Source organism: Pukyongia salina, from assembly GCF_002966125.1.
Classification (GTDB): domain Bacteria; phylum Bacteroidota; class Bacteroidia; order Flavobacteriales; family Flavobacteriaceae; genus Pukyongia; species Pukyongia salina.
The window spans coordinates 1,558,423-1,580,644 of the sequence record NZ_CP027062.1 but is presented as its reverse complement, the minus strand read 5'-3'; the positions used below and the strand labels follow the sequence as shown (position 1 = coordinate 1,580,644).

The window sequence follows — 22,222 nt, the reverse complement described above, 5'->3', positions numbered from 1 at the left end:
AAGTTAATTGAAGTACTGTTTTAGTTCATCGTCAAAATACTGAAGTGCATTCCGCACAGGTAGCGGAATTCCACCCCCGTGGGCGCATAAAGATCCTTCTTCCAGGGTGGTTAATAGGTCATTAAACAGGGCTCTGTCTATTTTGTATTCTGAAGTTAAGGCTTTTTCTGAAAGTTCCTGACCCCGTTTTGTCCCTAATCTACACGGGAAACATTTTCCACAGCTTTCATAAGAGGCAAAATCGAAGAGGTGTTCAATAAATTTCATGATGGGATAGTCTTCAGGAACACTTACTACCGAAGCATGCCCCAATAAAAATCCTTGTTTCGAAAATGATTCGAAATCTACGGTAAGATCCTTTATCTTTTCAACCGGAACAAGGCCGCCAAGCGGACCGCCTATCTGTAGTGCTTTCACAGGAGCTTTAAATCCCCCTCCCAGTTCATTCACAACTACCGAAAGCGGGGTACCCATCTCAACTTCGTACATTCCTGGATTGTTAAAAAAGCTGTCGAGGCACACCAGTTTGGTACCGGAAGATCGTTCGGTGCCAATATTCTTCCAGGCTTGTCCCCCTTCAGTAATAATAAAATGAAGCGCAGCAAGGGTCTCTACATTGTTCACCACCGTGGGTTTGTTAAACAGTCCTTTCTGGGCGGGATAAGGTGGTCTAACCCGTACTTCGGGGCGTTGCCCTTCAATAGAATTTATGAGTGCGGTCTCTTCTCCACAGATATAAGAACCCTGCGCCTGTATAATCTTAAAGTCGAAATTAAAGCCGCTAACCCCAATATTTTCACCAATTAACCCATGAGCTCTCAGCTGGTCGATAGCTTGCTGCACGATGGCTACCGATTCCGGGTACTCGGCCCTGATGTACACAATACCGTAAGCAGCATGCGTAGCATATCCCGAAATAAGCATCCCAAATAGTACAGCGTGTGGCTGCTGTTCCAGTAAATATCTGTCTGAATACGCCCCGGGGTCACCCTCATCGGCATTGCAGATGATAAATTTAACTTTGTTCTCAACTTTTCGGCAAAATTCCAGTTTCATCCCCATAGGAAATCCTGCTCCGCCCCGGCCTCTTAAATTTGAGGTTTTTATTTCTTCGAGCACCGCTGCCGAATCCTTTTTCAAGGCATCGAGAAAAGGTTGATAGTATGCTGTTATATTGGTAAAATCGCGAGTTAGGATAGCCGGACCTGTTGCCGCCACTCTATACGCATCTTTATTTATTTTTTCTGAACCTTCTACGATATTATTCAATTGGTTTATCGCATCCCCTGAATAATTTTTGCCATCGTAGTGAAAGGCAGCGTTCTCGTGGCATCGCCCCAGGCAGGTCATATGCCCGATCTCCTCCTTACTGAAGGTATTAGTTAGCTTTTCTATTACTTTTTCCTGGGTACCGGCACATACACAGGCGGTACCATTACACACGTATACTTTTTTACCCTTATTCTCCGGTTTGAGGAAATCGTAGAAAGTCGCAGTTCCGAAGGTATTTGCCTTGCCAATTAAGAACTCCTCTGCCAGTTGCGCCAGGGCCTCATCGGAAGGGCTGCCATCGGGCACAGCCAGTTTCCCCATTTTATCGAACAGGTTTTCCTGAATACCTTTACGGCCTAATAATTCACTTAAGTTATCGGACATATTTTATTAACCGGCTTTAGAATTTAGATTGTCTGTTTTAATACGATGCGGATGCGAATAACAGGTCGCCCTGTCGTCCCTGCAAAACGCAAAGAGCGTGATGCCCAATTCCTTGGCATAATCCACTGCCAGGGAAGATGGTGCCGAAACTGCTGCAAGGAATGGTATCCTGGCCTTAAAGCATTTTACTACGATCTCGTAAGAGATTCGTCCGCTTACGGTAAGTACACTAGCCTCTTTCAAGCTATCACTAAGGATAAGTTTACCCACCACTTTATCTACCGCATTGTGTCTTCCAATATCTTCAATGGCACATAGCAAAGTACCGTCCAGGCTAAAAGCCGCGGCGGCGTGCGTTCCACCAGACTGTTTGAAATCGCTCTGCTTACTTTTCATACGCCCGAACATTTTCTCGAGCATTGCAACCTCCAGTTTGTCTTCGTCGTCTATGGTCTTCCCAATGAAGGCCAGATCGCTCAATTCGGTTTTACCACACACCCCGCAGGATGACACAGATAGTAAACTGCGGCTGTTGGCATAGCCTTCGCCTAATTTGCTTTTTGGGATAGAAAGGTCTACAACGGTAACAATTCCCTGCTCGTTTTCCTTCTTTAAAACAATATCGGGAATGAAGGTAATATCGTTAATAATTCCTTCCGCATGGAGGAGTCCGCGTACCAGGCTTCTGTCTTCTCCGGGCGTTCGCATAGATACTGTGAAAGGCTTCCCATTGATATCAATTTGCAATGCCTCTTCCACGGTAAGCGCATCCACAATAGATGATTGCGCTTCCAACTTATATTTCCTGCCCTGGTACTTCCTTGTCGCCATAATTGTATACGCCAATATAGAGCGTTCTACACAAATTTAATGGAAATTAGCTCAGCTCCTTGTTAAAATCACTTAAAACACTGACCTTAAGTATTTTAGGTGCCTTTATTTAACTGTTTTTCCGGGTTTTTTCTGAAAAACCTTCGGTAATTACTTAATACAATTGCTTTTCAAACTAAGGAACAAAACCTTAATTTTAGGGAATAAGAACGCGGGTGTAACTTTTGTTACAGACTTTCAGAAGTAAATAGTATAATTTGCAACCCGGTTTAATGATATAACCCGATGAAAAGAAGATCATTTATAAAGAAGTCGGCACTTTCTGCCCTCACTATCGTTGTGGGTACCGATATAGTTTTTGGAGAGCTGATGCCAGCCGGCTATACACCTCTGGCTTTGCAGGATCCCGATCCGTTTAAGATGTTCAACAAAGATAAGGAGATGGTGGTGCTTAATGACAGGCCATGGAACATGGAAGCTCAGGCGCATTTGCTGGATGAAAAAGTGACTTCAAATAAGTTTATGTTCATCCGGAATAATGGAAAGATACCCGAAAATATCGATGTGAAGAACTGGACGGTCACTTTCGACGGGGAGTCTGTAGGACAAACAAAAACATATACCCTGGAGGAATTAAAGAACAAGTTTCCGCATTACAGTTATCAGCTTACCCTTGAGTGTGGTGGGAACGGAAGAAGTGAGTTCGATCCTCCTGCCAAAGGGAACCAGTGGACTGTTGGGGCTGTTTCCTGCGCCACCTGGACCGGGGTTAGATTAAGTGATGTACTGAAAGAGGTAGGCGTAAAAAACAATGCGGTATATATTGGATATCACGCGGCCGATACTCACTTGAGCGGAGACCCAAAGAAAGAGCCTATTTCGAGAGGAATGCCTATGGATAAAGCCATGCAGGAGGAAACGTTGCTGGCATTTCAAATGAATGGGAAAGATATTCCGCTGGCACATGGCTATCCGTTACGCCTGGTAGCCGGGGGCTGGCCAGCCTCTGTTTCGGGAAAGTGGATCAACAGGATTAGCGTGCGGAACAAGGTTCACGATGGCACCAAGATGACCGGCGATGCTTACCGGGTTCCCTGCGAACCGGTTGCACCGGGTGAAAAAGTAAAGGATGAGGACATGTGTATCATCGAGTCCATGCCGGTAAAATCGCTGATCACCTATCCCAAGTCGGGAGCGATGATCGATCAGGGCAAAAAGCTGAACATACGCGGACATGCCTGGGCGGGTGAACTGGAGGTCGCAAAGATGGAGTACTCTATCGATTACGGTGCCACATGGCAGGTGGCAAGTGTGGAAAAACCGGCCAACCGACTAGCATGGCAGCATTTTTCGGCGGCGGTTAGCTTCCCGAAAAAAGGATATTACGAAGTCTGGGCGCGAGCCACAGACACGAAAGGGATAAGTCAGCCCATGCTTTTACCCGGCTGGAATCCCAAAGGATACCTGAATAACGCCTGTCACCGAATCGCCGTAAAGGTAAAATAGATGAAGGAGCACGATCAGTTCAGGAAGATGGTAAAGGCCATACACCGCAGTTTATTAGCTGTGTTTATGGTCTTGGTCTTAATTTCCGGCGCGCTGGTGTTCCTGATGGTAGATCCGGATCTATCATCTCTCAGATCTGAAGATCTTACCGCCTACCAAACGGTAGAAGCAGTAGAAGAAGTTGTAGATGAAGACCTCATAGTAGATGGTATTCATGTAAGGACGGGACTGGTAGATGCAGACGGATTAATGGAGGTGGTGAACAATTGTACCAATTGTCATTCGGCGAAGATCATAATTCAGAACCGAATGAACGAAGAACGATGGGCAGCCACCATCGACTGGATGCAGGAAACTCAGAATTTATGGGACCTGGGGAAGAACGAACAGATAATCATCGATTATCTGGTGAAAAACTACCCGCCTAAAAAGATAGGACGAAGACAGATATTAACCGGAGTGGAGTGGTACGAACTCGACCCTTGATAAGGCCTCTTTATTGGCTTCAGAAGAAATAAAAAAAATAAAAAACTATGGAAAAATATATTAACGCATTTACAGATTCGTTATTGAACACCTTGGATTATACCTGGCGGGCAATGACATTTGATGTCCCCTGGTACACCAATTTCTTTTGGGGACTTACAGCCATATCACTACTGGTCTGGCTATTGGAGATCGCCTTCCCGTGGCGTAAAGACCAGTCTATTTTCAGAAAAGATTTCTGGCTGGACACCTTCTATATGTACTTTAACTTTTTCATTTTCGCTATAGTGATTAGCGGAGTGTACGAGATCCTGGGGGTGTTATTCAACGATCTTGGAATAACCGCCAAAAGTTTCGCCATTATAGATATAGCCAGCTGGCCAATGTGGGCACAGCTGCTCGTATTCTTCATCATCATAGATTTTGTACAGTGGTTTACCCACGTATTGCTGCATCGTTACGAATTTTTGTGGCAATTCCACAAGGTGCACCATTCTGTGAAGGAAATGGGCTTTGCAGCACACCTGCGATATCACTGGATGGAGAACATTTTCTATAAGCCTCTGAAGACTTTTGGGGTGATGATACTGGGTGGTTTTGAGCCCGAGCAGGCCTATGTAGTGCATTTTATAGCAATATCCATCGGCCACCTGAATCATTCCAACATCAAGATCACCTGGGGCCCATTGAAGTATATATTCAACAACCCGGTGATGCACTTATACCACCATGTAAAGGCGTTGCCAGACGGGCACCGACATGGGATCAATTTTGGTATCAGCCTGAGTTTATGGGACTATATTTTTAAAACCAATTATGTACCCGAAGACAGTGGTACTATAGAACTGGGTTTTCCGGGGGATGAAGAATTCCCGAAGACCTTTTGGAGTCAGATCACCTATGGATTTGTAAAACCAAAGAAAAAGCAACCTTCTAACTAATAACTTGGAAAGGAAAGCAACTTAAAAAGTCGCCGGAATTTCCCGAAATGAAACATTATGAAAAAAGATTTTGAAACCAAGTTTACCGGCTGGGTATTTATACTGGCAGCCTTGATGCTCTGGGGAGGTTATATGCTATCCCCTCACAATGTAGGCGAATATCTTGTGGCAACAGATTTCCCTGCGATTGGCGAAAGTCTCTGGACCTGGATCTGGGTTTTCAGAGTACATATTTTTGGCTGGGTAATGATGATCATAGCTGTGATCGCACTGGCGATGATAGCTAACAAAATGCCGTATCGTATTTTAATCACCCCCGGAGTAGGAATGGTGGTTGTGGGTACCTTTACGCTGGCACTTGGTTCGGCCTTTTACTACAACTACGGTGCCTGGGGAGTAGGTATGACACAGGGAAAATCTCCCGAGGAAGTACAGGCCTTTATGGACAGTATTCTAAACATCAATCAGTACGTAACCTGTTTTATGCGTTTCGGACGCATATTTAGCGGGGTAGGATTGGTATTACTGGGAGCCGGTATGCTAAAAGGCAGGATCATGCACTCAGGTATGGGCTGGTTAACACTTCTATTAGGAGTAGTAGCTATGGGGATTATACTCTTTATCCCGGAGTACTTTGAGTACTACAAACCTATGTTCCATGTGAAAGCTTTATGGTTAGCGCTTATGGGAGTAATGATTTTGAAGAATGGCTTGAAGGTTAGTGGTGGGGAGTGAATGGTGAGTGGTGAATAATTTATAGAACGTTAGTAACTATCATCTTTGTTCTTTTCCTTTTTTTGCCCCTCCAAAAAAAGGAGTAAAAAGGAGGCCTCTTCTAAGGTATTTTCAAAACGGCTTTCGCGTTTTGAAACCGGTTCCAAAACTCCGCGTCGCTTCGCTCCTGAATCTCGGAGCTTTTGTTCACCTATACTAACGAAGAGGAGTTTTCCGGCTACGCCGGAACTAAGTTTTATATAGTGAGAAGTAAATAAAAATCTACTTAGTACGTCAGTTTTTGCGCCTCAGCGACGATTCCTTAAAATTCAATGAATCGGAACGTTAAGCGCTTGGTGCTGTTTGAGGTGGTTTGCCACCGAGTTCAGCAAGCGTAGTGGAGATGAAGTAGTAATTTTAGGAAACGTTGGTGCAGCGCTAGACTTTTTTGTTTCTTTTTTACTCACTCTCAAAGTAAATATTTCGGTGTTCGTGAATCTCCGATTTGGGCAATGCAAAAAAGAAGAAATTAACCAAGAAAGCGATTTCAAATCACCAGCTCCCACCACCACCACCGCCAAAGCCGCCGCCGGAGGAACCACCGCCCGAACTGCTACTGGAGGGTGAACTTACCATAGTAGAGCTGGCAGCAGAGATCGATGAGGAAAAGGATTTCGAAAACTGGTTCATATTAAAATGGCTGTGCGAATGTGACGAATACCAACTGGGCGGAGGTACTTCAAGGGCAGCAAATTTCTTCGCCCAAACAGCGAACACTCCAAAAGCCAGGGCGTAGCTCATAGTGGATTCGAAGTAAACGGGACTCTCCCCCAGCAACATCTTTAGTTTATTTTCTTCGGCGGTTTTTATAAACTGCCTGAAACCTTTCAATTCGGTTAAAACCGCATCGCCTTTGCGGTTTTTCTTGATCATGTAAATATTCAGAATATAAAGAACAACAAAGCTCACAAACATCAAGATAGCCGCTATAAATCCCCAGAAATAGAGGCTTAACGGTACCAGAACCAGTATGAGTGGGAACATGACAAACCATAATGTGGTTCGCACTTTCCGGGATTCTTTATGATAATACACCTGGGCGGCTTTCACCAATTGCGACTTTGCCACTCCCAAAGTGGTATAGAACTTATTCTTCAAACTACTTACCAAAACCTCTTCCTTGCCTCCACTGAAAAGACCATAGAACATCTTCCGCTCATAGTCCGGCGCATCATCGGGGATATTCTTCAGCTTGTAAAGCTTAACATCGTCTTTGGCAAACAGGCCCTTTTTGTCGATCTCCTCCATCTTGATATAGCCATGTGTTCCCCAATACGGGATGAGTGAGATAAGATCGGACGTATCGTCCATATCGTTAATTAGAAATCCAGCCATGGCGGGGTCTATTCCTTTTGGCGGATAATAGCTTGTTGTAGCAACCACTCGCCTGTCCCTACCAAACATTTTCCATAGCAGATAGAACCCTGTAAAAAGTGCCGCGATAATTATAAGATAGCCATAACGTGACCAGAAAGGCCAGAAGGGTTTTACCTCGGCTATACTGCCCTTCGGAAAATTAATGAGGACTGTTACTGCTTGTCCGTAAGACGAGATCACCCCTTCCTTACTACTCCCTGAAAAGACATTGCCTGTATACTCCAGGTTGAATTCGTCTGTGGGTAAAGTATTCCCTTCATTGCCGGAGTACACAAATATATCACCGGACTCCACAGTCACACCCTCCGGCAGATGTACGTTAAATTCTATAGCATTAAAGGGTGCAAACCATTGGGTGGGTTTCAGGTTCCAGTAGAAACGAGTAAACTGCTCTTCGTAAAGGAAAGCCTGGTGCACTCTGTATTTGATCACATACTCCTGCGGCCCTGTTACCCATTTATTGGCATCGCCTATTTTGATGTTCAGGTTGCCTTCGATACGCTGGGAGAACTTCCCGCTGATATCAGACTTATGGCCCTCTACCTTTATCTTGTCGATCTCGATCTTCCGCTTTTCTTTTTTCCCTTCGGAAGTGACCAAATTATAATGCGTCTGTATGGTACGGATGATCCCGTGTTTATTCTGAGTGAAATTCACCTGATATCGCTCCTCCACATCGAAATACCCATCTTCACTTATATAAATATCCACCGAATGTTGGTCTACCACAAAACCCTGGGCATAGCCAAAGCTTAGTGAAAATACTGCAACAAGAAATAAAAAGAACTGTTTCATGGCCGACTCCCGTTTTACGAAAAGTCTACTTTCACATTCTCACGGCTAGCTGCCTCTGCTTCGAAGAAATCGAAGTGTGTATAGTTAAAGATCCCTGCAAAGAGAACCCCGGGGAAGCTTTCCCCATAAGTGTTGTTCTCACGCACCGTACCGTTGTAGTAGCGCCTGCTGCGTTCCAGGTTCTCCTCTATCTCGTTGAGCTTCTCCTGCAGGTTGATAAAATTGGTATTTGCCTTCAGGTCCGGGTAGGCTTCACCCAACGCAAAAATAGATCTAAGGGTTTGCTGTAAGGCATTCTCTGCCTTTATTTGCCCATTGATATCATCCTTGGGCACGGCCATGGCCGCATTTCGGGCGTGGATCACATTCTCCAGGGTGGTTTTTTCATGGGCAGCATAGCCTTTCACGGTCTCCACCAGGTTTGGGATAAGATCGTAGCGACGTTTTAAGGCCACATCTATATTGCTCCATGCGTCCTTAACGGTGTTTCGGTTCTTCACAAAACGGTTGAAGATGGAGATAAGTAGCAGGATGATAACGAGGCCACCCCCTAAGAAAGCTAAAAAGTATATCATGGTTTGTTTTTATTGGTTAGTAAGGCTGTGTTTGAATATGTTACATAAAGGTAATAAAACGCGGGGAAAGGTGAAGGGTGAGGGGTAAGGTGGTAGATAGTGCGGTGGGGAATTTGAGTTTTTTCATTAGTGGGTGTTGAATGGCTTAATTGATGAATATTACAAATTAATCTCCTAATTTTCTCAAAAATCTATCCCAATACTTTTTAACCATTTCTCCCAGATTATATCGGCAATCTCCTTTACAGATAATTTACGTGATCCACCTTTAAAACTATATCCTCCCATAGTCCAATACATATTGTATTCATCAAGTTCTAAGTTGAAAGAAAAATGTTCATTACCTCGATTACCTTGATCTATACTACAATTAATCGAAAAATCAGAACCTGTATACGACTGGATTCCAATTTGAGGCTTGCCATCTGTTTTCGTAAGCATTAATTTTGCTTCCGTAGCAATTTTGTTCTTGTTAACAATAACACATTTAAAACTCTCATCATCGTTGACTAAAATTCTCGCCTTGATATTCTCAAGATTCAAAACCTCATCAATATAGTTTCTTAAATGCAATCTTAGTTCTTTAAAGCCAGTTTCAACGAATTCCATTTTCTCGATAGTGTCAAAATCTTTTTGAACTTTATAACTGCGCGAGTTAGTTTCAGGCTTTTTACTTTGACTTGCCACTACTACTTCTGCCTTATGACCTTCCATTAGGCTTCTTATCCCCTGTATAACACCTAGAAAAGCCGTGTTACTATTGCTCCAATTAGATATTGGCTTACCATCTTTTGGCATAGCTTTAAATACTTTAAAAGGTGTAGTGAGCCAATCACAGGGCTCTAGGATGATAGGAATAATTATCAATTTACCTTCTTCATGCATTTTTAAAGCAGCTTCAAATTCTTTTTCGTAACAATAATTCGAATTAATATAATCTGGACTTAACAGCGCAATAAATAGCTCCGATTCACTTAAGGAAGTAGATATCTCCTTTTCAATATTACCTCCCGGTGAAATAGATTCATCTGTCCACGTGTGTATTAATCCATCACGTTTCAATTGAGCTAGATGAGTATGTAGTCTCTCAAGGTATTCTTCATCTTTATGACTGTAAGAAATAAATGCTCTCATATTATTACTAATTAGAAAAAGTTTCGTCTATCTTAACACTCCAAGGCCATTAAGGCTATTCTTTCAATTATTAAATCGTCATGACTAACATGACTTCTATGATTTGCCTGATATCTCGTGCCAGATTGTGATATAAATATGCTGGGGCCAGAATAATAGGTGGTTAAATATTTAAAAACTAGCTCAAGTTGATACACGTCTGTTTTAAAACCATGTTTCTTGTAAAAAACAACCCATCCTTCTACATCGAATAAATTCCAATCAGTTGGTCTTGTACTACTTGGTTTATCATTCCAACGATTAGATATTATTCCCCAGAATAACTCATAATTTACGCCAGCTGTGTATATTCTACAAAGCTGATTAAGTCTTCCTTTCAAAGTTTCGTCGTCTGGTAATCGCAATTTATGTTCGAAATACATTTTTCCTTGATTTTTTTACAACTAGTTATAGCTCTACCCCACCAAAGGCCAATCCTTATACTGTCCTTCAGCCTGTTCGATGACTTCTTTTAATAATTGGTCCAATGAAGAGAAAGGCACTTTGCCTTTTAATTCTTTCTTTACGGCTAACCGAATCGCTGCTCGTGCATTTTCCTTTTTTGACCAATCCAACTGTAGGTTTTTCTTTACTGATGCAACTACTTTATGTACTAAATCCTGAATGGGGCCAGCTTCGTTTAAAATCTTTTTATTAGCCGCCAACAGGTCGTAAAAGGCCAGTTCGTCTTCGGTTAAGCCTAATTCTATTGTGCGCTGGTCATCATTTTTAAATTCATTGGCAATATCCAGCAAATGCTTAATAGCCGCAATCGAATCTAAACTGTTTTTATGATACCTGCTTAAAACACTCTCCAATTCCTCTTTTAAAGTGGACATACGCCTGATGTTTTTGGACATGCGCACCTTCAACTCATCATTAATGATTCTCCTTAGCAGTTCCACTTTAATATTCTCGCTACCCTTTTCTTTTACAATGGCTTGAAAACGATCATCGATGATTGAGATATCTATCTTGTCCAGATTGAACATCTGGGCCAAATCCACAATTTCATTGGATTCTATGGATTTGCTGATTAAATCCTTTATACGATCATTCTTTTTACGCTGTATCGCTGGAGGATTTTTAATCTTCCTAATTACTTGTCTTATCTTTTGAATGACACTCACTTCTTCCTGAATGGCCCAAATACGCTTGTCTGAGTTCGTCATAGCCACCAATTCCGATAGTTTTCGTTCTTCGTTTAGGAATTCGTCTGTAATGACATCGGTCTCAAGCAACTTATTTACCAACTCATTCGACCATTTTAGTTTTTCAGCATCGGACTTTGTGTTAACCTCATCAATATTGAATCCCCCTACCAACCTTATAACTTCCGCGAATTGTTCGAGGCACAAGTTTACAGCCGCTTCTAAATCGATGGTCGGTTTTCCCTCACCACCACTGCCTGTATATTTTTTCGTTGCTTTTGCTAAATGATCTGAGATTCCGATAAAATCAACTACTAACCCATTTGGCTTGTCCTCGAACACCCGGTTTACCCGTGCAATGGCCTGCATTAGGTTATGGCTTTTCATGATTTTATCTACATACATGGTATGCGCACAGGGGGCATCAAAACCTGTCAGCCACATGTCCCGAACTATTACCATCTTTAAAGGATCATCGGGATTTCGAAACCGCTTTTTTATCGCTTCCATGGCATCCTTTGTTCTCACATGAGGGTTCCATGACTTCGGATCTTTACTGATATTGCTGGTCATGATCACGGCGATTTCCGGACAACCTTCTAAAACCGAAATAGCATCGTACATTTTTACACAATTTCTTCTGCTCATACAAACGATCATGGCCTTGCCCTCTAAAGTTTCCTCTCTTGCTTTAAAATGCGTTAAAATATCCTTAGCAACTCGCCGCACTCTATCTTCCGCACCAGCGGCATCTTCGATGGCCGCCCAGACGGCATTGGTCCCTTCTTCTTCCTCCGTTTCTGCTACTTCTTCTAACTTCTTTGTGAACTTTTCCTTGATATTTAGCGGAACCATTTTGGGCTCGTAATAAATAGGAACGGTTGCACCATCTTCCACGGCCTGTTTGATATCGTAAGTATGAATGGTTTTTCCAAATACCTGTTCGGTATCGGCATCTTTACTATCTACCGGAGTTCCGGTAAAACCAATAAAAGAGGCATTGGGTACGGCTCTACGAATGTTTTGAGCAAATCCTCCATCTTTAAACCCGTATTGGGTGCGATGGGCCTCATCGGCCATGACGATTAGGTTAAATCGTTCCGAAAGCACCGGATGCTGCTCTTCTTTGCCATCTTCTAGCTCCTTTAAACGGAATTTCTCAATAGTTGTAAAGATCACACCACCACCCTCGGCACTTAATAAATCTCTGAGCTCATCGGTGGTATCTGCATGACCTACATCACCTACTAAGTCTTTACAAAGCACGAAGTTCTCGTAAAGCTGCTGATCAAGATCCGATCTATCAACTTGTATCACAATGGTGGGATTCTTCATCTCAGGAAGTTGCCTCAGTATTCCGGTTAAAATTGCCATAGAAATACTTTTCCCTGACCCCTGTGTGTGCCAAATGACTCCTAAACGACCATCACCTATAGGTTTAATGTTTCTTATTGCACTCTCTACGGCTTTATTGATCCCCCAAAACTGATGGTATTTGGCTCCTTTTTTTATGATCTTACCATTGTGGTCTTCGTGGAAAATGAAGTTTTGTAAATAGTTAAGCAGTGTTTCTTTAGGAAATAATCCTTTTAAGAGTGTTTCAAGCTGTAGTTCGCTTTTCTGAACCAGATCGTCCCCATGAAGACTTTTCCAGGGGGCAAACCATTTAAAGGACGAACTGTACATACCGTGCAGGGCCTGCATCCCATCTGAAATTACGGTGATGGCATTGTAGTCGAACAATTGAGGGATGTCCAGCATATAATGCCCTATCTGCCGGTGGGCGTTGTCGATATCAACTTCCTTATCGAACATATTTTTAAACTCGAAGACAATAAGCGGTAACCCATTGATATAAATAAGCAGGTCCGTCCTTCTGGTGTTTTTACCAACAATGGTCACCTCATCGGTACATAGAAAGTTATTCTTGTCCGGTTGGATATAATTGATGGGGTAAATATGTTTGGCCTGCTCTTTACCCTGGGCGTCCTTCCAGGTGACTGAAACCCCCTGAGTCATTTTACGATGGAAATCCCTGTTGCGATGATCCAGATCCATGCCTTGGTTTTGGGTGAAGGCGGCGAAGGCTTCATCGATAGCGGTGGCAGGTACCTTTGGATAAGTATTTTGTAAAAAGGAGCGTAACTCGTTTTCCAGTACTACTTTTTTAAGGTCTCGCTCAAGCGAGTTTCCCTCTTGGTAAGTATACCCCAATTCCTGCAACCATTCTATGGCCGCTTTTTGTACGGTATGTTCTAAGAGGTAGGTCATAAGGCAGCTTCGGCAGTTTTTTCGAATTCTTTTAAGCGTACTTCGCCACTGATGAGCTTGGGTAAGAGGGTGTCTCGGAGTTGTGTGAGAGTTTGGTTTTCTAGAATATTGCTCTCAATCAATGAATAATAATTACTTACCTCCGTCAAATAATCTTGAATTTTAATTCCCAACGCAATAGGTAAATTTCTAAAGTTGGTTTTACTTATCTCTTTAAATGTACTTCCGTTTGCCTTTGAAATAATAACATCCATATTAAAAACTGTCCAACCGTGGAGTTGATATAAACTCAGCTTATCATTTGGGAGCATAGTAATAAAACCCTGATTTGTACAAGCTTCTTTTCTGTTAATGGTAATTGCTCCTATTGTCGCTCGACTTGACATCAATAAAGAATTCTTTGGAAATAACTTTGCAGAACTTTTTTGGAGTCCTAGTTTAGTTATTTTTTTTGCCGTACCGAGTGAGTAAAGAGAATTGGCGCTGGTTAAATCTGTAGGTGAATACCAATCTATATCTCCATTCTGCCAATATTCGATGACTTTTGTTTTCGGAGTACCGCCACCCAAAGTTTCAATTAATTCACCTATCGACTTGACTTCCCACCCCTTCGGAATCATCCCCAACTCAGAGTCCACGAATTCCCCATCTTGGAAGGGTCCAAAATCCACAAACCAATGTTTGTAGAGTGCCATGGCCATTTCTTCCAGTGTTTTGTTTTGCTGGAGGTTGAGTTCTATTTTATCGTCGAGTGCGGAGAGGATGGAGACGATGGCTTTTTGTTCTGAGAGTGGAGGGAAGCTATAATTTAATTTAGTTAAACTGTTCCAATCTGCTCTTGGCATTTTTGTTCCAGTGCTTGTCTCAGTAGCTCTGTCCGTAAATTCTTGTGTTCTTATTAATTGATAAAGGTAATCTTGAGTTACATTAGATTCGTTTCGAGGACCAATAACCAATATATCTGTTGAACAAATACCTGAGAATTTGGGCCGGTACACTTTCTTAAAGTAGGGTCTAATTTTGCCATATAAAATATCGCCACTTGCAAAAATGGCTTTATTGCTTGTAACATCACTAGCGGATCCAGTTGATTCAATTAGAAAGCTACCTTTCCCAATATGTTCCAGACCTATATAAATTTCATCATTGAAATTTTTTGGATTAATATTCTTTTTATTAAGAACTGCTACATCTCCAAGTTTATATGTTTTCCAGTTTTGGGGCATTAGAATCCTTTTATAGTTTTAATTTCTTCTATTTCAATTTTACCTCCCATAAAATCTGCTTCTCCCTCCAATAATTGAAGACACTTATCGCGTTTAAGTACATCAGAACTAGATTTCACCATTTCTTCCACAGATGAGAGATGCTCTGCATTTGGCAGCATTGATTTTACCTTAGGACACAAATCTTCTATCACCAGCCATCTAAATAATTTATGCTCGTCAAAAGTCACTCTTTCAGCCATTAGTATTGAACGAGCCATAGTATAGTTATTAGCCAACCTTATTATCGATCTAGGATTTGTATCTATATATTTATGATATTCATGAAGTAAATGCTTTAATTCTTCTGTATCCTTATTTTTTTCTTCAATGACAATATTTGATGCCGTGTCACCTGAAAGATTATATTTTTCTTGCAATCCTCTAACAAATACGGGGTTAGTAAGTTTAGTCTTTGATTCTTTTAAATCAGCCTGTAATTCAGATTTCTTATCCTCTGTTAATTCTTCAATTGAACTAATCTTAATGTCCTCGTCTTTATTTTCCATTCCTAATATATGATTCCAATAATTCTGTTTGGATTCTTCAGAAATATTTGGCAAGCGGAACGACAGTTGAAAAGCTTTTTCAATAAAAAACTCACCCAATTGTTCTCTGTCAACTTGTTCGTTTGCAAAATCTCGGTAAGTATTTCCGAAACTTGTTGAAATCCAATTTTTATCTCCAGCTACTATGTATAAAACTCGTTTATCCTTAAAAAGGGTTTGTATGCCTTCCAGTAGCTGCACGATAAATTCTTTATCGCATCTATCGATATCATCGATAAAAATAGCTAGTTGTCTCTTTTTCTTTTTAGAATTTATATCATCAACTAAATCATTAAAATGCTCTTTAATTTTATTCATTGGATCTGAAGCTCTTAATACAAAGGATTTTGCTTCTTTAGACGAATTTATAAAGAATGGCACAGTGATAAATTTAGCAAAGGCAAAAAGAGTACCTACAACTGATACTAGGGTTAGGATTAATTTTAAAAAATCACCGAAGTTCGAGACAAAACTTTTTTTCTCACCTGTATCTGAAGTTGTTTTGAATATATTGAGGATATCCTCGCCATAATATATAATACAGAGTATACTGACTAAGAAAACAATAAAAGCTGTTATTTTATCCCAGCCACTATAACGCCAAATACGTCTGAATAACTCTTTCCGCCTAAGGTGTAAACTCGTTCTAATCCCGATCAAGAATAATTGATCTTTACTTTTTAAATATACTTGATCAATTAAAGACCACCAAGGTGGTCTTATATGTTGATTCTGCCAGGCATTATATTCTACGATAATCCATTTCTCATCATCTGAGTTTAAATTTCTCTTTATAAAATTTAAAAATGATGATTTTCCAGCTCCCCATTTTCCTTGTAAATGCACCATGAAAGAATGATTTAGATGTTCAGTAAAAATATCGTTCTTTATAAGATCAACAAATGCTTTGGCAACAGGTTCTCTGCCTAGTTTATCTTCATCAACTACCTGATCAAGTCGGAATGGGATCTTATCCTTAGTTTCAGAGAAGATATCATCTTCATTTTCAAAGTCTTCTCCAAAAAGTAGTCCGATTTGTTCATTTAGATTTGGTATCTCTCGGGATGTACTGTTTCGAATGATCCTTCTCGCATATGCTGATAGTGATTCTCTTTCAATATTTCTTGGAAAATTAATTCTTATCTGAGAATTCCTGAATTGATTTAGAATCATAGGAATTGCATCTATAATTATCTTAAAACTATCTTCAACGGACATACCAGCTTGACCTGTCCCTAACAATGGAATAAAAACTTTAACTGGTGGATTAATCTCCCCTCCTTTAATTATTGGACCTGGAAAGTTGTTTACTGCAGCTTGTAAATTCTCTCTAAAGTTAAAATCATTTTTATCTTCACCTTTAGTTACGATAAATCCTAACTCCACTCGCTTATCTGGTAGATCGGTGTCATCCCATTTATAATTTAGTTCCTTTAAATCATGATCAGAAAATCTAAAAGCTTCACGATCTGCACCTAATATGTTCAAAATATGCGAGGCAATGCCATTTTTCCCGATCGGGCCGTAAGAACTTTTAGGCAGAAAGATTACATCATATTCTTTAATTTCTTCACCAACTTCGAGACCAACATATATTTTGTTCGCAGAATCTATCGGTACTTGATTTACCGAAGTTATTGAAGGTGTAAAAATTGATTGAAATTGTTCAATTCGAGCAAGAAAATCTGGAACCTCGTCAAGTATTTTATCTAGAAGCATATTCCTGTCCGTTGGCATAACTCTCTGAAAAGTCCTCCGATATTTACCTAAGCCTTCAATATCTATATTAGAATTGAATAGATTCCAGTTTATGCCCAATTTGTGACCGTCCATGTAATTTTTTGTCACGTAGCCGACACCTTTAATGCGAAGAAAACTCTTTCCCTTACTCTGATATGTAGATTTTAAAAAAACCAAATCACCTTCTTTTACTGAGTTAACTGCGTTAGTGTCGTTTGTTTCATGGCCATTCTCCCAGATGGCATCCGCTAGAAACCGTTCTGTTTGATCCTGATTCGCCCCCCATAAATGTCCGCCTAGAAATAGATTATTATTTTCTAGCCTTAGCAATAATATATTTAAAGGATTGTTGCTCACATAGACTTCTTCCTCATACTCAGTCTTAATATTACGTTGTATGAAGAATTCTCCATCAAATTTAAACTTTGCTGCGAGGCGCTTCAGATCATTTAAATCTAAAATGATTTGTTCAATCTCACCACTTGTCTTTAACTCATTCTGTAGAAAACCTCTATCATTATCGGTTAGTTCGTTCAATACCACTAGAATAAATCGATAGCGCTGTTGGAAATGAAGTCGCAGTAAACTACGAGTTGATTTAAGATTCTTTACAATATTACCACGAATTCGAGTGTTATAGCCAGATTGAATCTCCGCTGCAGCCCTTCTATCATCATCAAGAAAGTCAATTTGTTTTGAACCACTACTATTTTGAACACGAATGTCTTTGAGAAGACCCAAATCAAATTCATAATTTAGAATCTGTTGGATCAACTCATAATTAATACTTAATTCTGGTGGTGGCGTTCCCATTAGAATTTGTCAAAATTTTCGAGTATTTGTTGTTTTAACTCTTCCCCTTTTTCAAACTGCCCCAGCAACTGGGCTTTTAAGGTTTCCATCTTTTCTTCAAAGGGAATACCATCATCATCCTCCGCTTCCGTGCCGACATAAATACCCGGTGTAAGTTTGTAATCTTGTTTTTGAACCTCTTCAAGGGTGGCAGCTTTGCAGAAGCCGTCGATGTCTTCGTAGATCTCGTTAGCTTCTCGATACGACCCCGACTTATCGTCGGGATCACTCGAAGTGACAACAGTGCGCCAATTATGATAGGTGTCCGCTATTTTCCGTATATCGTCATCGGTAAACACCCGTAATTTACGGCTGGCCATGGTGCCCATTTTGGACGCATCCAAAAATAAGATTTCGTTGGTGCGTTCTCTATGAGTTCCGTCTTTACCATCCCGGTTCTTGCTTAAAATAAATAAGCAGGCTGGTATTCCTGTGGTTAAAAACAATTTATCCGGTAATCGCACTATTGCATCAATCATACTATTATCTACCATATGTTGGCGTACATTCTTCTCTCCCTTCGTACTGGATGTCATCGCTCCATTTGCCATTACAATTCCCGCTGTGCCAGTATCGCTAAGGTGATGCCAGAAGGTCTGCATCCACATATAATTGGCAGAGCCATCGGTGGTGAATTCTTCCTTTGGGCCAAACAATCGGGGATCGCCATCAGGCAGGTCTTCAGGATGCCAGTTGCTTACGTTAAAAGGTGGATTGGCGATGACATAATCGGCTTTTAAGTCAGGAAACTTATCGTCAAGCAGTGAGTTTCCTAATTTAATATCGAACGACAGGTCGCGTAGCATTAAGTTCATTAAACACAAGCGCAGGGTTTGTGCAGTCATTTCTTGTCCGTAGATAGAAATATCGCTTTTATCTCCGTCGTGTTCTTTTATAAACTTTAGACTTTGTACAAACATTCCACCACTTCCGCAAGCTGGATCGAAAATACGTCCTTTATATGGCTCAAGGAGTTCCACTAATAAGCGCACAATACTACCCGGAGTAAAGAACTGTCCGGCACCGGAGCCTTCCGCCATGGCGAAGCGGCCGATGTAGTATTCATAAATGCGCCCTAGTATATCCGTTTCCGGATTTTCCTTTTCAGAAAATTTAGGATGGGATAAAAGATTTATTATTCCTCCAGTTTGTTTCGGAGACAACTCACTACGCACAAAAATTCTGGGCAAGAGGTTATTTAGTTGGGGATTGTATTCTGTTAGTAATTCCTGGATAACGTCGAAGGCATCGTCTACCTTTACTTTGATGTCGTCCTGCTCGGCATTTTCTTTTAGATATTGCCAAGACGCATTATAAGGTATTCTAAAAGTGTTCCTTGAGCGGTACTCGTCTGTATCCTCCAAAACATAATTCATTTCTTCCTTATCGGTAGTGTAATACTCGGATTTCGGATCTTGTAGTTGTTTCCTAAGTTCATCGTGCACTATGTCATATCGTTCGCTAAGATGTTTTAAGAACACTAACGGCAGGATGTAATTTTTATAGTTATTCTCCGATACAGCACCTCTTAATTCGTTCGCTGCATCCCATAATTCCTTTTCAAAATCGATATCTGCTTTTGCCATTTCTTATCGTAACTTTGTCCTCGAAGTTATAAATTTTTAGTCGAAGCCTTTCTTTTTTCAACTTCCAATTTATTCGCCATATTAATCAATAAATTATCGAATTGCCGAATCGTTAATTGCATATTATGTTCTTCTTCAATCTGTCTTTTAACATCAAGACATTTACAAAAGAACTTTGCGTATTGTTCGTCCACACTTTCAAGTTGAGTAAATTGTTTTAAATCTTTGGGAATCCGACTTGTATATTTCCTTAATGCGCTTTCAGCACGGCTATCGTATATAAAAAACAAATCAGGTAAATGAAAATGCAAGTATTTTGAGCTGAAGGAGCGTTTTTCCATACTGGTATCCTTACGAAGAAGTTCGATGAGATAATAATGTATTTTTAAAATATCAGCAATATTCTCAGTTGAGATGCTATTGTATCCTTTTAAAGTTCTAAGTTTTTGATCCAGTTTGGATTTCTTAAAAGTAGGTACAATCTTTTTGAAATAAAAGTCATCATTAATTAGGTCATCCCTCGTATTTCGCCGTTCTACAGCTGCAGCATAAGTTCGTCCAATTAACAAGACTTTAGCCAATATGGGGCCGTCCTTTTCATGTTTAAAATTTTCTCGACATAGATCGTAAAGGATTTGATTACTGAAATCCCATAGGCTTTTTTGGACATCCTGAAGCATCTTCTCTGTTAAAACTACTTTCATGTCGCATTAATTTTGTGTCTGGAATTAGTTATATAAAAAGCAAACCCCATTCACCCTTCAAAGAAGGTGAACGGGGAGAATCCAAATATAACAATTCCATTCATCAGTTTAATCCTCCCACCCACAAAGCGTCCTGCCAATTTTTTTAGCATCGGTAAGGGTTACCTTATAGATGCTGGTAGAGCAATTGGAAAGTCCGTGGCAATTTTTATTGTAATGATATTTTTTACTATAGGGGCCTTTGCAGATATACACATCGGTAAAGACGGTATGAGTGGTAAAAGAAGTTACCACCAAAAACCCCAGGGCCAGAATGGCCAGGTGTAGTGATTTCATGGGTTAGTTTTGTTTTAAATCCGCAAGACAATGTCCTGTTATGCACTAAATTAAAAAATCAAATTTAATCCCTCACCCCTCCCCATAAAAAAATTCATGGATCTCGATGATGTTGCCCCTGCCTATCTGTACCAGGTCGCCGGTTTCTTTTATAAAAAGCCCCAGGGAGCGCTCGTTATACAATAGCTTCATAAAATCTGAATAATCTGTCACCACATACATGTCGCCATTCAGTTTGTAAAAAGGGATAGCCATTTTGCTATTTACTTTTACACCTCTGTTCACGATCTTTCCCTCTTCCAGCGTTTCTCGAACTTCAGATAAATTACTTTCACCCGAGGCTACCACCGTATACGAAATCATCATATTCATCCATTCCTCCCCGTCGATTAAATGCCAGCGCACCTTGCTGAAATCGATCCCATATTCATTAATCCAACCCCTGCTGGTGAACATAAAGAGTACTTGCTTTTTACCGTCTAGCTCGGGCTTGTCTGCTGGAGTGAACTCCTGTATTTTGTAGGTGATCACCGAAACATTAGACATATCTTTTAATTTCTTCCCATCGAAATCCAGGGTTTTTAAGGAGAAACTGGTCATTTCGGGATGATTTCCAAGCACCCACTGCGTGGCCGTAAGCTCGGCCTGTTCTTTCATGGCCTCAACAGCAGCGATACCGGCTCCTATAGCCAGCAAGCCACCAACCACGGCAACCGCAGCGCCATCGTCCTGAGCTCGTGCTTCCGGAATAATAGTAAGTAAGATGATACAGCTTATTAGAAGTTTTTTCATGGTTAAGGTTACTTATACCCCAAACCTAAACACCCTAACTTTTAATTCCTTACGGAAATCCGTAACTGCTTAAATTAAACAGGCGCAGCCTTTCGGTTACGCCCATTTTCTCCTCCGATGATCGTAAAAACGAATCATCGGTGCATAGTATGACCTTTTTAAGTTATTTCCTTACGGTATACCTTAGTGCTGTACTTAAATAATCCCCAGATCTTTCGCTACTGCCACCAGCTGGATGGCATTGTTCGCCCTAAATTGTATGCGGAGTTTGTTCAACCTTTTTTCTATAGAACTAAGGCTGCTGGGAGCAATGGCATGCTGCTTGAATTCATGGCTAATTTCCTCCTGCGATTTCCCGGCAGCCAGTTTTCGTAATAGTTCAATGTCGTATTCCTCTATTTCCAGATCGGCCTGGTGGTTCAGGGAGCTCTGTATCTGGGGTGAGAGATAATGTCGGCCGGCGTAAACAGATTTTATTGCTTCTTTCAATTCGTTCATCCCCCTCCTGCTCTTACACACAAATCCCCTAATATTGTAATTATCGAAAAAGTAACGCACCTTCAGGGGCCGGTCTTCTATAGAGTAAACAATTATCTTCAGTTCAGGGTGTTCTTTGGAAAGCACTTTTATTAAAGCCTCTCCCGAAGTATAGGTCTGGGCGCGATGGTCGCTTTTAAAGGAGAGATCGGTGATCAACAATTCAAAGGGAGCTTCGTCATTTATCCCTTTCTTGATCTTTAAATAGGCGTCATCGCAATACTGCACCTGCTCAACTTCGGCTATATCCAGCGAAGTTGTTACTGCCTGTACGCCGTGGTTCACACTGTCTAGATCATCGGAAATTAAAACCTTCTTGAACATAT

18 protein-coding genes are annotated in these 22,222 nt (G+C 40.9%); 4 read left to right on the top strand and 14 right to left on the bottom strand.

The genetic code is table 11. The annotated features are described in order from the left end of the window. Positions 1 to 3: 3 nt before the first annotated feature. Entirely contained in the window at positions 4 to 1,656 is a 1,653-nt protein-coding gene (locus C5O00_RS07030; RefSeq protein WP_105216150.1) for an NADH-ubiquinone oxidoreductase-F iron-sulfur binding region domain-containing protein, read from the bottom strand. Between the two features lie 6 nt (positions 1,657 to 1,662). Beyond that, positions 1,663 to 2,487: a formate dehydrogenase accessory sulfurtransferase FdhD gene (gene fdhD / locus C5O00_RS07025; protein WP_105216149.1), complete on the bottom strand. Its 825-nt coding sequence runs from the start codon at positions 2,485 to 2,487 to the stop codon at positions 1,663 to 1,665. Positions 2,488 to 2,772: 285 nt separating this feature from the next. Between fdhD and C5O00_RS07020 the strand changes: the two genes are divergently transcribed. From C5O00_RS07020 to C5O00_RS07005, 4 genes are read left to right on the top strand one after another with little or no spacing between them, the layout of a single operon-like run. Further along, positions 2,773 to 3,993 carry a sulfite oxidase gene (locus C5O00_RS07020; RefSeq protein WP_105216148.1) on the top strand — a complete coding sequence of 407 codons (1,221 nt, stop codon included), beginning with the start codon at positions 2,773 to 2,775 and terminating at the stop codon, positions 3,991 to 3,993. Beyond that, the gene (locus tag C5O00_RS07015) at positions 3,994 to 4,479 is read left to right on the top strand and encodes a monoheme cytochrome C (RefSeq protein ID WP_105216147.1); all 486 of its coding nucleotides are present in this window, start codon (positions 3,994 to 3,996) and stop codon (positions 4,477 to 4,479) included. 47 nt (positions 4,480 to 4,526) lie between these two features. Then, on the top strand, positions 4,527 to 5,420 hold the full coding sequence (locus tag C5O00_RS07010) for a sterol desaturase family protein (RefSeq protein WP_105216146.1): 894 nt from the start codon (positions 4,527 to 4,529) through the stop codon (positions 5,418 to 5,420). A 57-nt stretch (positions 5,421 to 5,477) separates the two neighbouring features. Further along, on the top strand, positions 5,478 to 6,155 hold the full coding sequence (locus C5O00_RS07005; RefSeq protein ID WP_105216145.1) for a hypothetical protein: 678 nt from the start codon (positions 5,478 to 5,480) through the stop codon (positions 6,153 to 6,155). 531 nt (positions 6,156 to 6,686) lie between these two features. Here C5O00_RS07005 and C5O00_RS07000 read toward each other — a convergent pair. The 12 genes from C5O00_RS07000 to C5O00_RS06945 form a co-directional block, all read right to left on the bottom strand. Further along, positions 6,687 to 8,366, bottom strand: coding sequence for a DUF2207 domain-containing protein (locus tag C5O00_RS07000; protein ID WP_105216144.1), 1,680 nt, complete (start codon positions 8,364 to 8,366; stop codon positions 6,687 to 6,689). Between the two features lie 14 nt (positions 8,367 to 8,380). Next, positions 8,381 to 8,941, bottom strand: a complete 561-nt coding sequence (locus C5O00_RS06995; protein WP_105216143.1) for a LemA family protein — start codon at positions 8,939 to 8,941, stop codon at positions 8,381 to 8,383. Between the two features lie 183 nt (positions 8,942 to 9,124). After that, complete coding sequence (locus tag C5O00_RS06990; RefSeq protein WP_105216142.1) at positions 9,125 to 10,075, bottom strand: toll/interleukin-1 receptor domain-containing protein; 951 nt, start codon at positions 10,073 to 10,075, stop codon at positions 9,125 to 9,127. A gap of 32 nt (positions 10,076 to 10,107) precedes the next feature. Continuing rightward, positions 10,108 to 10,497, bottom strand: a complete 390-nt coding sequence (locus C5O00_RS06985; protein ID WP_105216140.1) for a hypothetical protein — start codon at positions 10,495 to 10,497, stop codon at positions 10,108 to 10,110. Between the two features lie 33 nt (positions 10,498 to 10,530). Continuing rightward, on the bottom strand, positions 10,531 to 13,536 hold the full coding sequence (locus C5O00_RS06980; protein ID WP_105216138.1) for a type I restriction endonuclease subunit R: 3,006 nt from the start codon (positions 13,534 to 13,536) through the stop codon (positions 10,531 to 10,533). Then, positions 13,533 to 14,762, bottom strand: a complete 1,230-nt coding sequence (locus C5O00_RS06975) for a restriction endonuclease subunit S (RefSeq protein ID WP_105216136.1) — start codon at positions 14,760 to 14,762, stop codon at positions 13,533 to 13,535. The genes C5O00_RS06980 and C5O00_RS06975 overlap by 4 nt, the downstream gene beginning before the upstream one ends. Then, positions 14,762 to 17,902: a KAP family P-loop NTPase fold protein gene (locus tag C5O00_RS06970; RefSeq protein WP_105216134.1), complete on the bottom strand. Its 3,141-nt coding sequence runs from the start codon at positions 17,900 to 17,902 to the stop codon at positions 14,762 to 14,764. Before C5O00_RS06970 ends, C5O00_RS06975 begins: the two co-directional genes overlap by 1 nt. Next, the gene (locus C5O00_RS06965) at positions 17,902 to 19,527 is read right to left on the bottom strand and encodes a type I restriction-modification system subunit M (RefSeq protein WP_105216132.1); all 1,626 of its coding nucleotides are present in this window, start codon (positions 19,525 to 19,527) and stop codon (positions 17,902 to 17,904) included. The genes C5O00_RS06970 and C5O00_RS06965 overlap by 1 nt, the downstream gene beginning before the upstream one ends. A gap of 26 nt (positions 19,528 to 19,553) precedes the next feature. After that, the gene (locus C5O00_RS06960) at positions 19,554 to 20,231 is read right to left on the bottom strand and encodes a hypothetical protein (protein WP_105216130.1); all 678 of its coding nucleotides are present in this window, start codon (positions 20,229 to 20,231) and stop codon (positions 19,554 to 19,556) included. Positions 20,232 to 20,339: 108 nt separating this feature from the next. After that, positions 20,340 to 20,567: a hypothetical protein gene (locus tag C5O00_RS06955; RefSeq protein WP_105216128.1), complete on the bottom strand. Its 228-nt coding sequence runs from the start codon at positions 20,565 to 20,567 to the stop codon at positions 20,340 to 20,342. A 72-nt stretch (positions 20,568 to 20,639) separates the two neighbouring features. Beyond that, positions 20,640 to 21,359, bottom strand: a complete 720-nt coding sequence (locus tag C5O00_RS06950) for a hypothetical protein (protein ID WP_105216126.1) — start codon at positions 21,357 to 21,359, stop codon at positions 20,640 to 20,642. A gap of 195 nt (positions 21,360 to 21,554) precedes the next feature. Further along, positions 21,555 to 22,220 (bottom strand): response regulator transcription factor, encoded by a 666-nt coding sequence (locus C5O00_RS06945; RefSeq protein ID WP_105216124.1) that lies wholly within the window; start codon positions 22,218 to 22,220, stop codon positions 21,555 to 21,557. Between the last annotated feature and the right edge of the window lie 2 nt (positions 22,221 to 22,222).

Coding starts and splice junctions, on each gene's coding strand:
- C5O00_RS07030 (WP_105216150.1), bottom strand. CDS start 1,656: ATGTCCGATAACTTAAGTGAATTATTAGGCCGTAAAGGTATTCAGGAA.
- fdhD (WP_105216149.1), bottom strand. CDS start 2,487: ATGGCGACAAGGAAGTACCAGGGCAGGAAATATAAGTTGGAAGCGCAA.
- C5O00_RS07020 (WP_105216148.1), top strand. CDS start 2,773: ATGAAAAGAAGATCATTTATAAAGAAGTCGGCACTTTCTGCCCTCACT.
- C5O00_RS07015 (WP_105216147.1), top strand. CDS start 3,994: ATGAAGGAGCACGATCAGTTCAGGAAGATGGTAAAGGCCATACACCGC.
- C5O00_RS07010 (WP_105216146.1), top strand. CDS start 4,527: ATGGAAAAATATATTAACGCATTTACAGATTCGTTATTGAACACCTTG.
- C5O00_RS07005 (WP_105216145.1), top strand. CDS start 5,478: ATGAAAAAAGATTTTGAAACCAAGTTTACCGGCTGGGTATTTATACTG.
- C5O00_RS07000 (WP_105216144.1), bottom strand. CDS start 8,366: ATGAAACAGTTCTTTTTATTTCTTGTTGCAGTATTTTCACTAAGCTTT.
- C5O00_RS06995 (WP_105216143.1), bottom strand. CDS start 8,941: ATGATATACTTTTTAGCTTTCTTAGGGGGTGGCCTCGTTATCATCCTG.
- C5O00_RS06990 (WP_105216142.1), bottom strand. CDS start 10,075: ATGAGAGCATTTATTTCTTACAGTCATAAAGATGAAGAATACCTTGAG.
- C5O00_RS06985 (WP_105216140.1), bottom strand. CDS start 10,497: ATGTATTTCGAACATAAATTGCGATTACCAGACGACGAAACTTTGAAA.
- C5O00_RS06980 (WP_105216138.1), bottom strand. CDS start 13,536: ATGACCTACCTCTTAGAACATACCGTACAAAAAGCGGCCATAGAATGG.
- C5O00_RS06975 (WP_105216136.1), bottom strand. CDS start 14,762: ATGCCCCAAAACTGGAAAACATATAAACTTGGAGATGTAGCAGTTCTT.
- C5O00_RS06970 (WP_105216134.1), bottom strand. CDS start 17,902: ATGGGAACGCCACCACCAGAATTAAGTATTAATTATGAGTTGATCCAA.
- C5O00_RS06965 (WP_105216132.1), bottom strand. CDS start 19,527: ATGGCAAAAGCAGATATCGATTTTGAAAAGGAATTATGGGATGCAGCG.
- C5O00_RS06960 (WP_105216130.1), bottom strand. CDS start 20,231: ATGAAAGTAGTTTTAACAGAGAAGATGCTTCAGGATGTCCAAAAAAGC.
- C5O00_RS06955 (WP_105216128.1), bottom strand. CDS start 20,567: ATGAAATCACTACACCTGGCCATTCTGGCCCTGGGGTTTTTGGTGGTA.
- C5O00_RS06950 (WP_105216126.1), bottom strand. CDS start 21,359: ATGAAAAAACTTCTAATAAGCTGTATCATCTTACTTACTATTATTCCG.
- C5O00_RS06945 (WP_105216124.1), bottom strand. CDS start 22,220: ATGTTCAAGAAGGTTTTAATTTCCGATGATCTAGACAGTGTGAACCAC.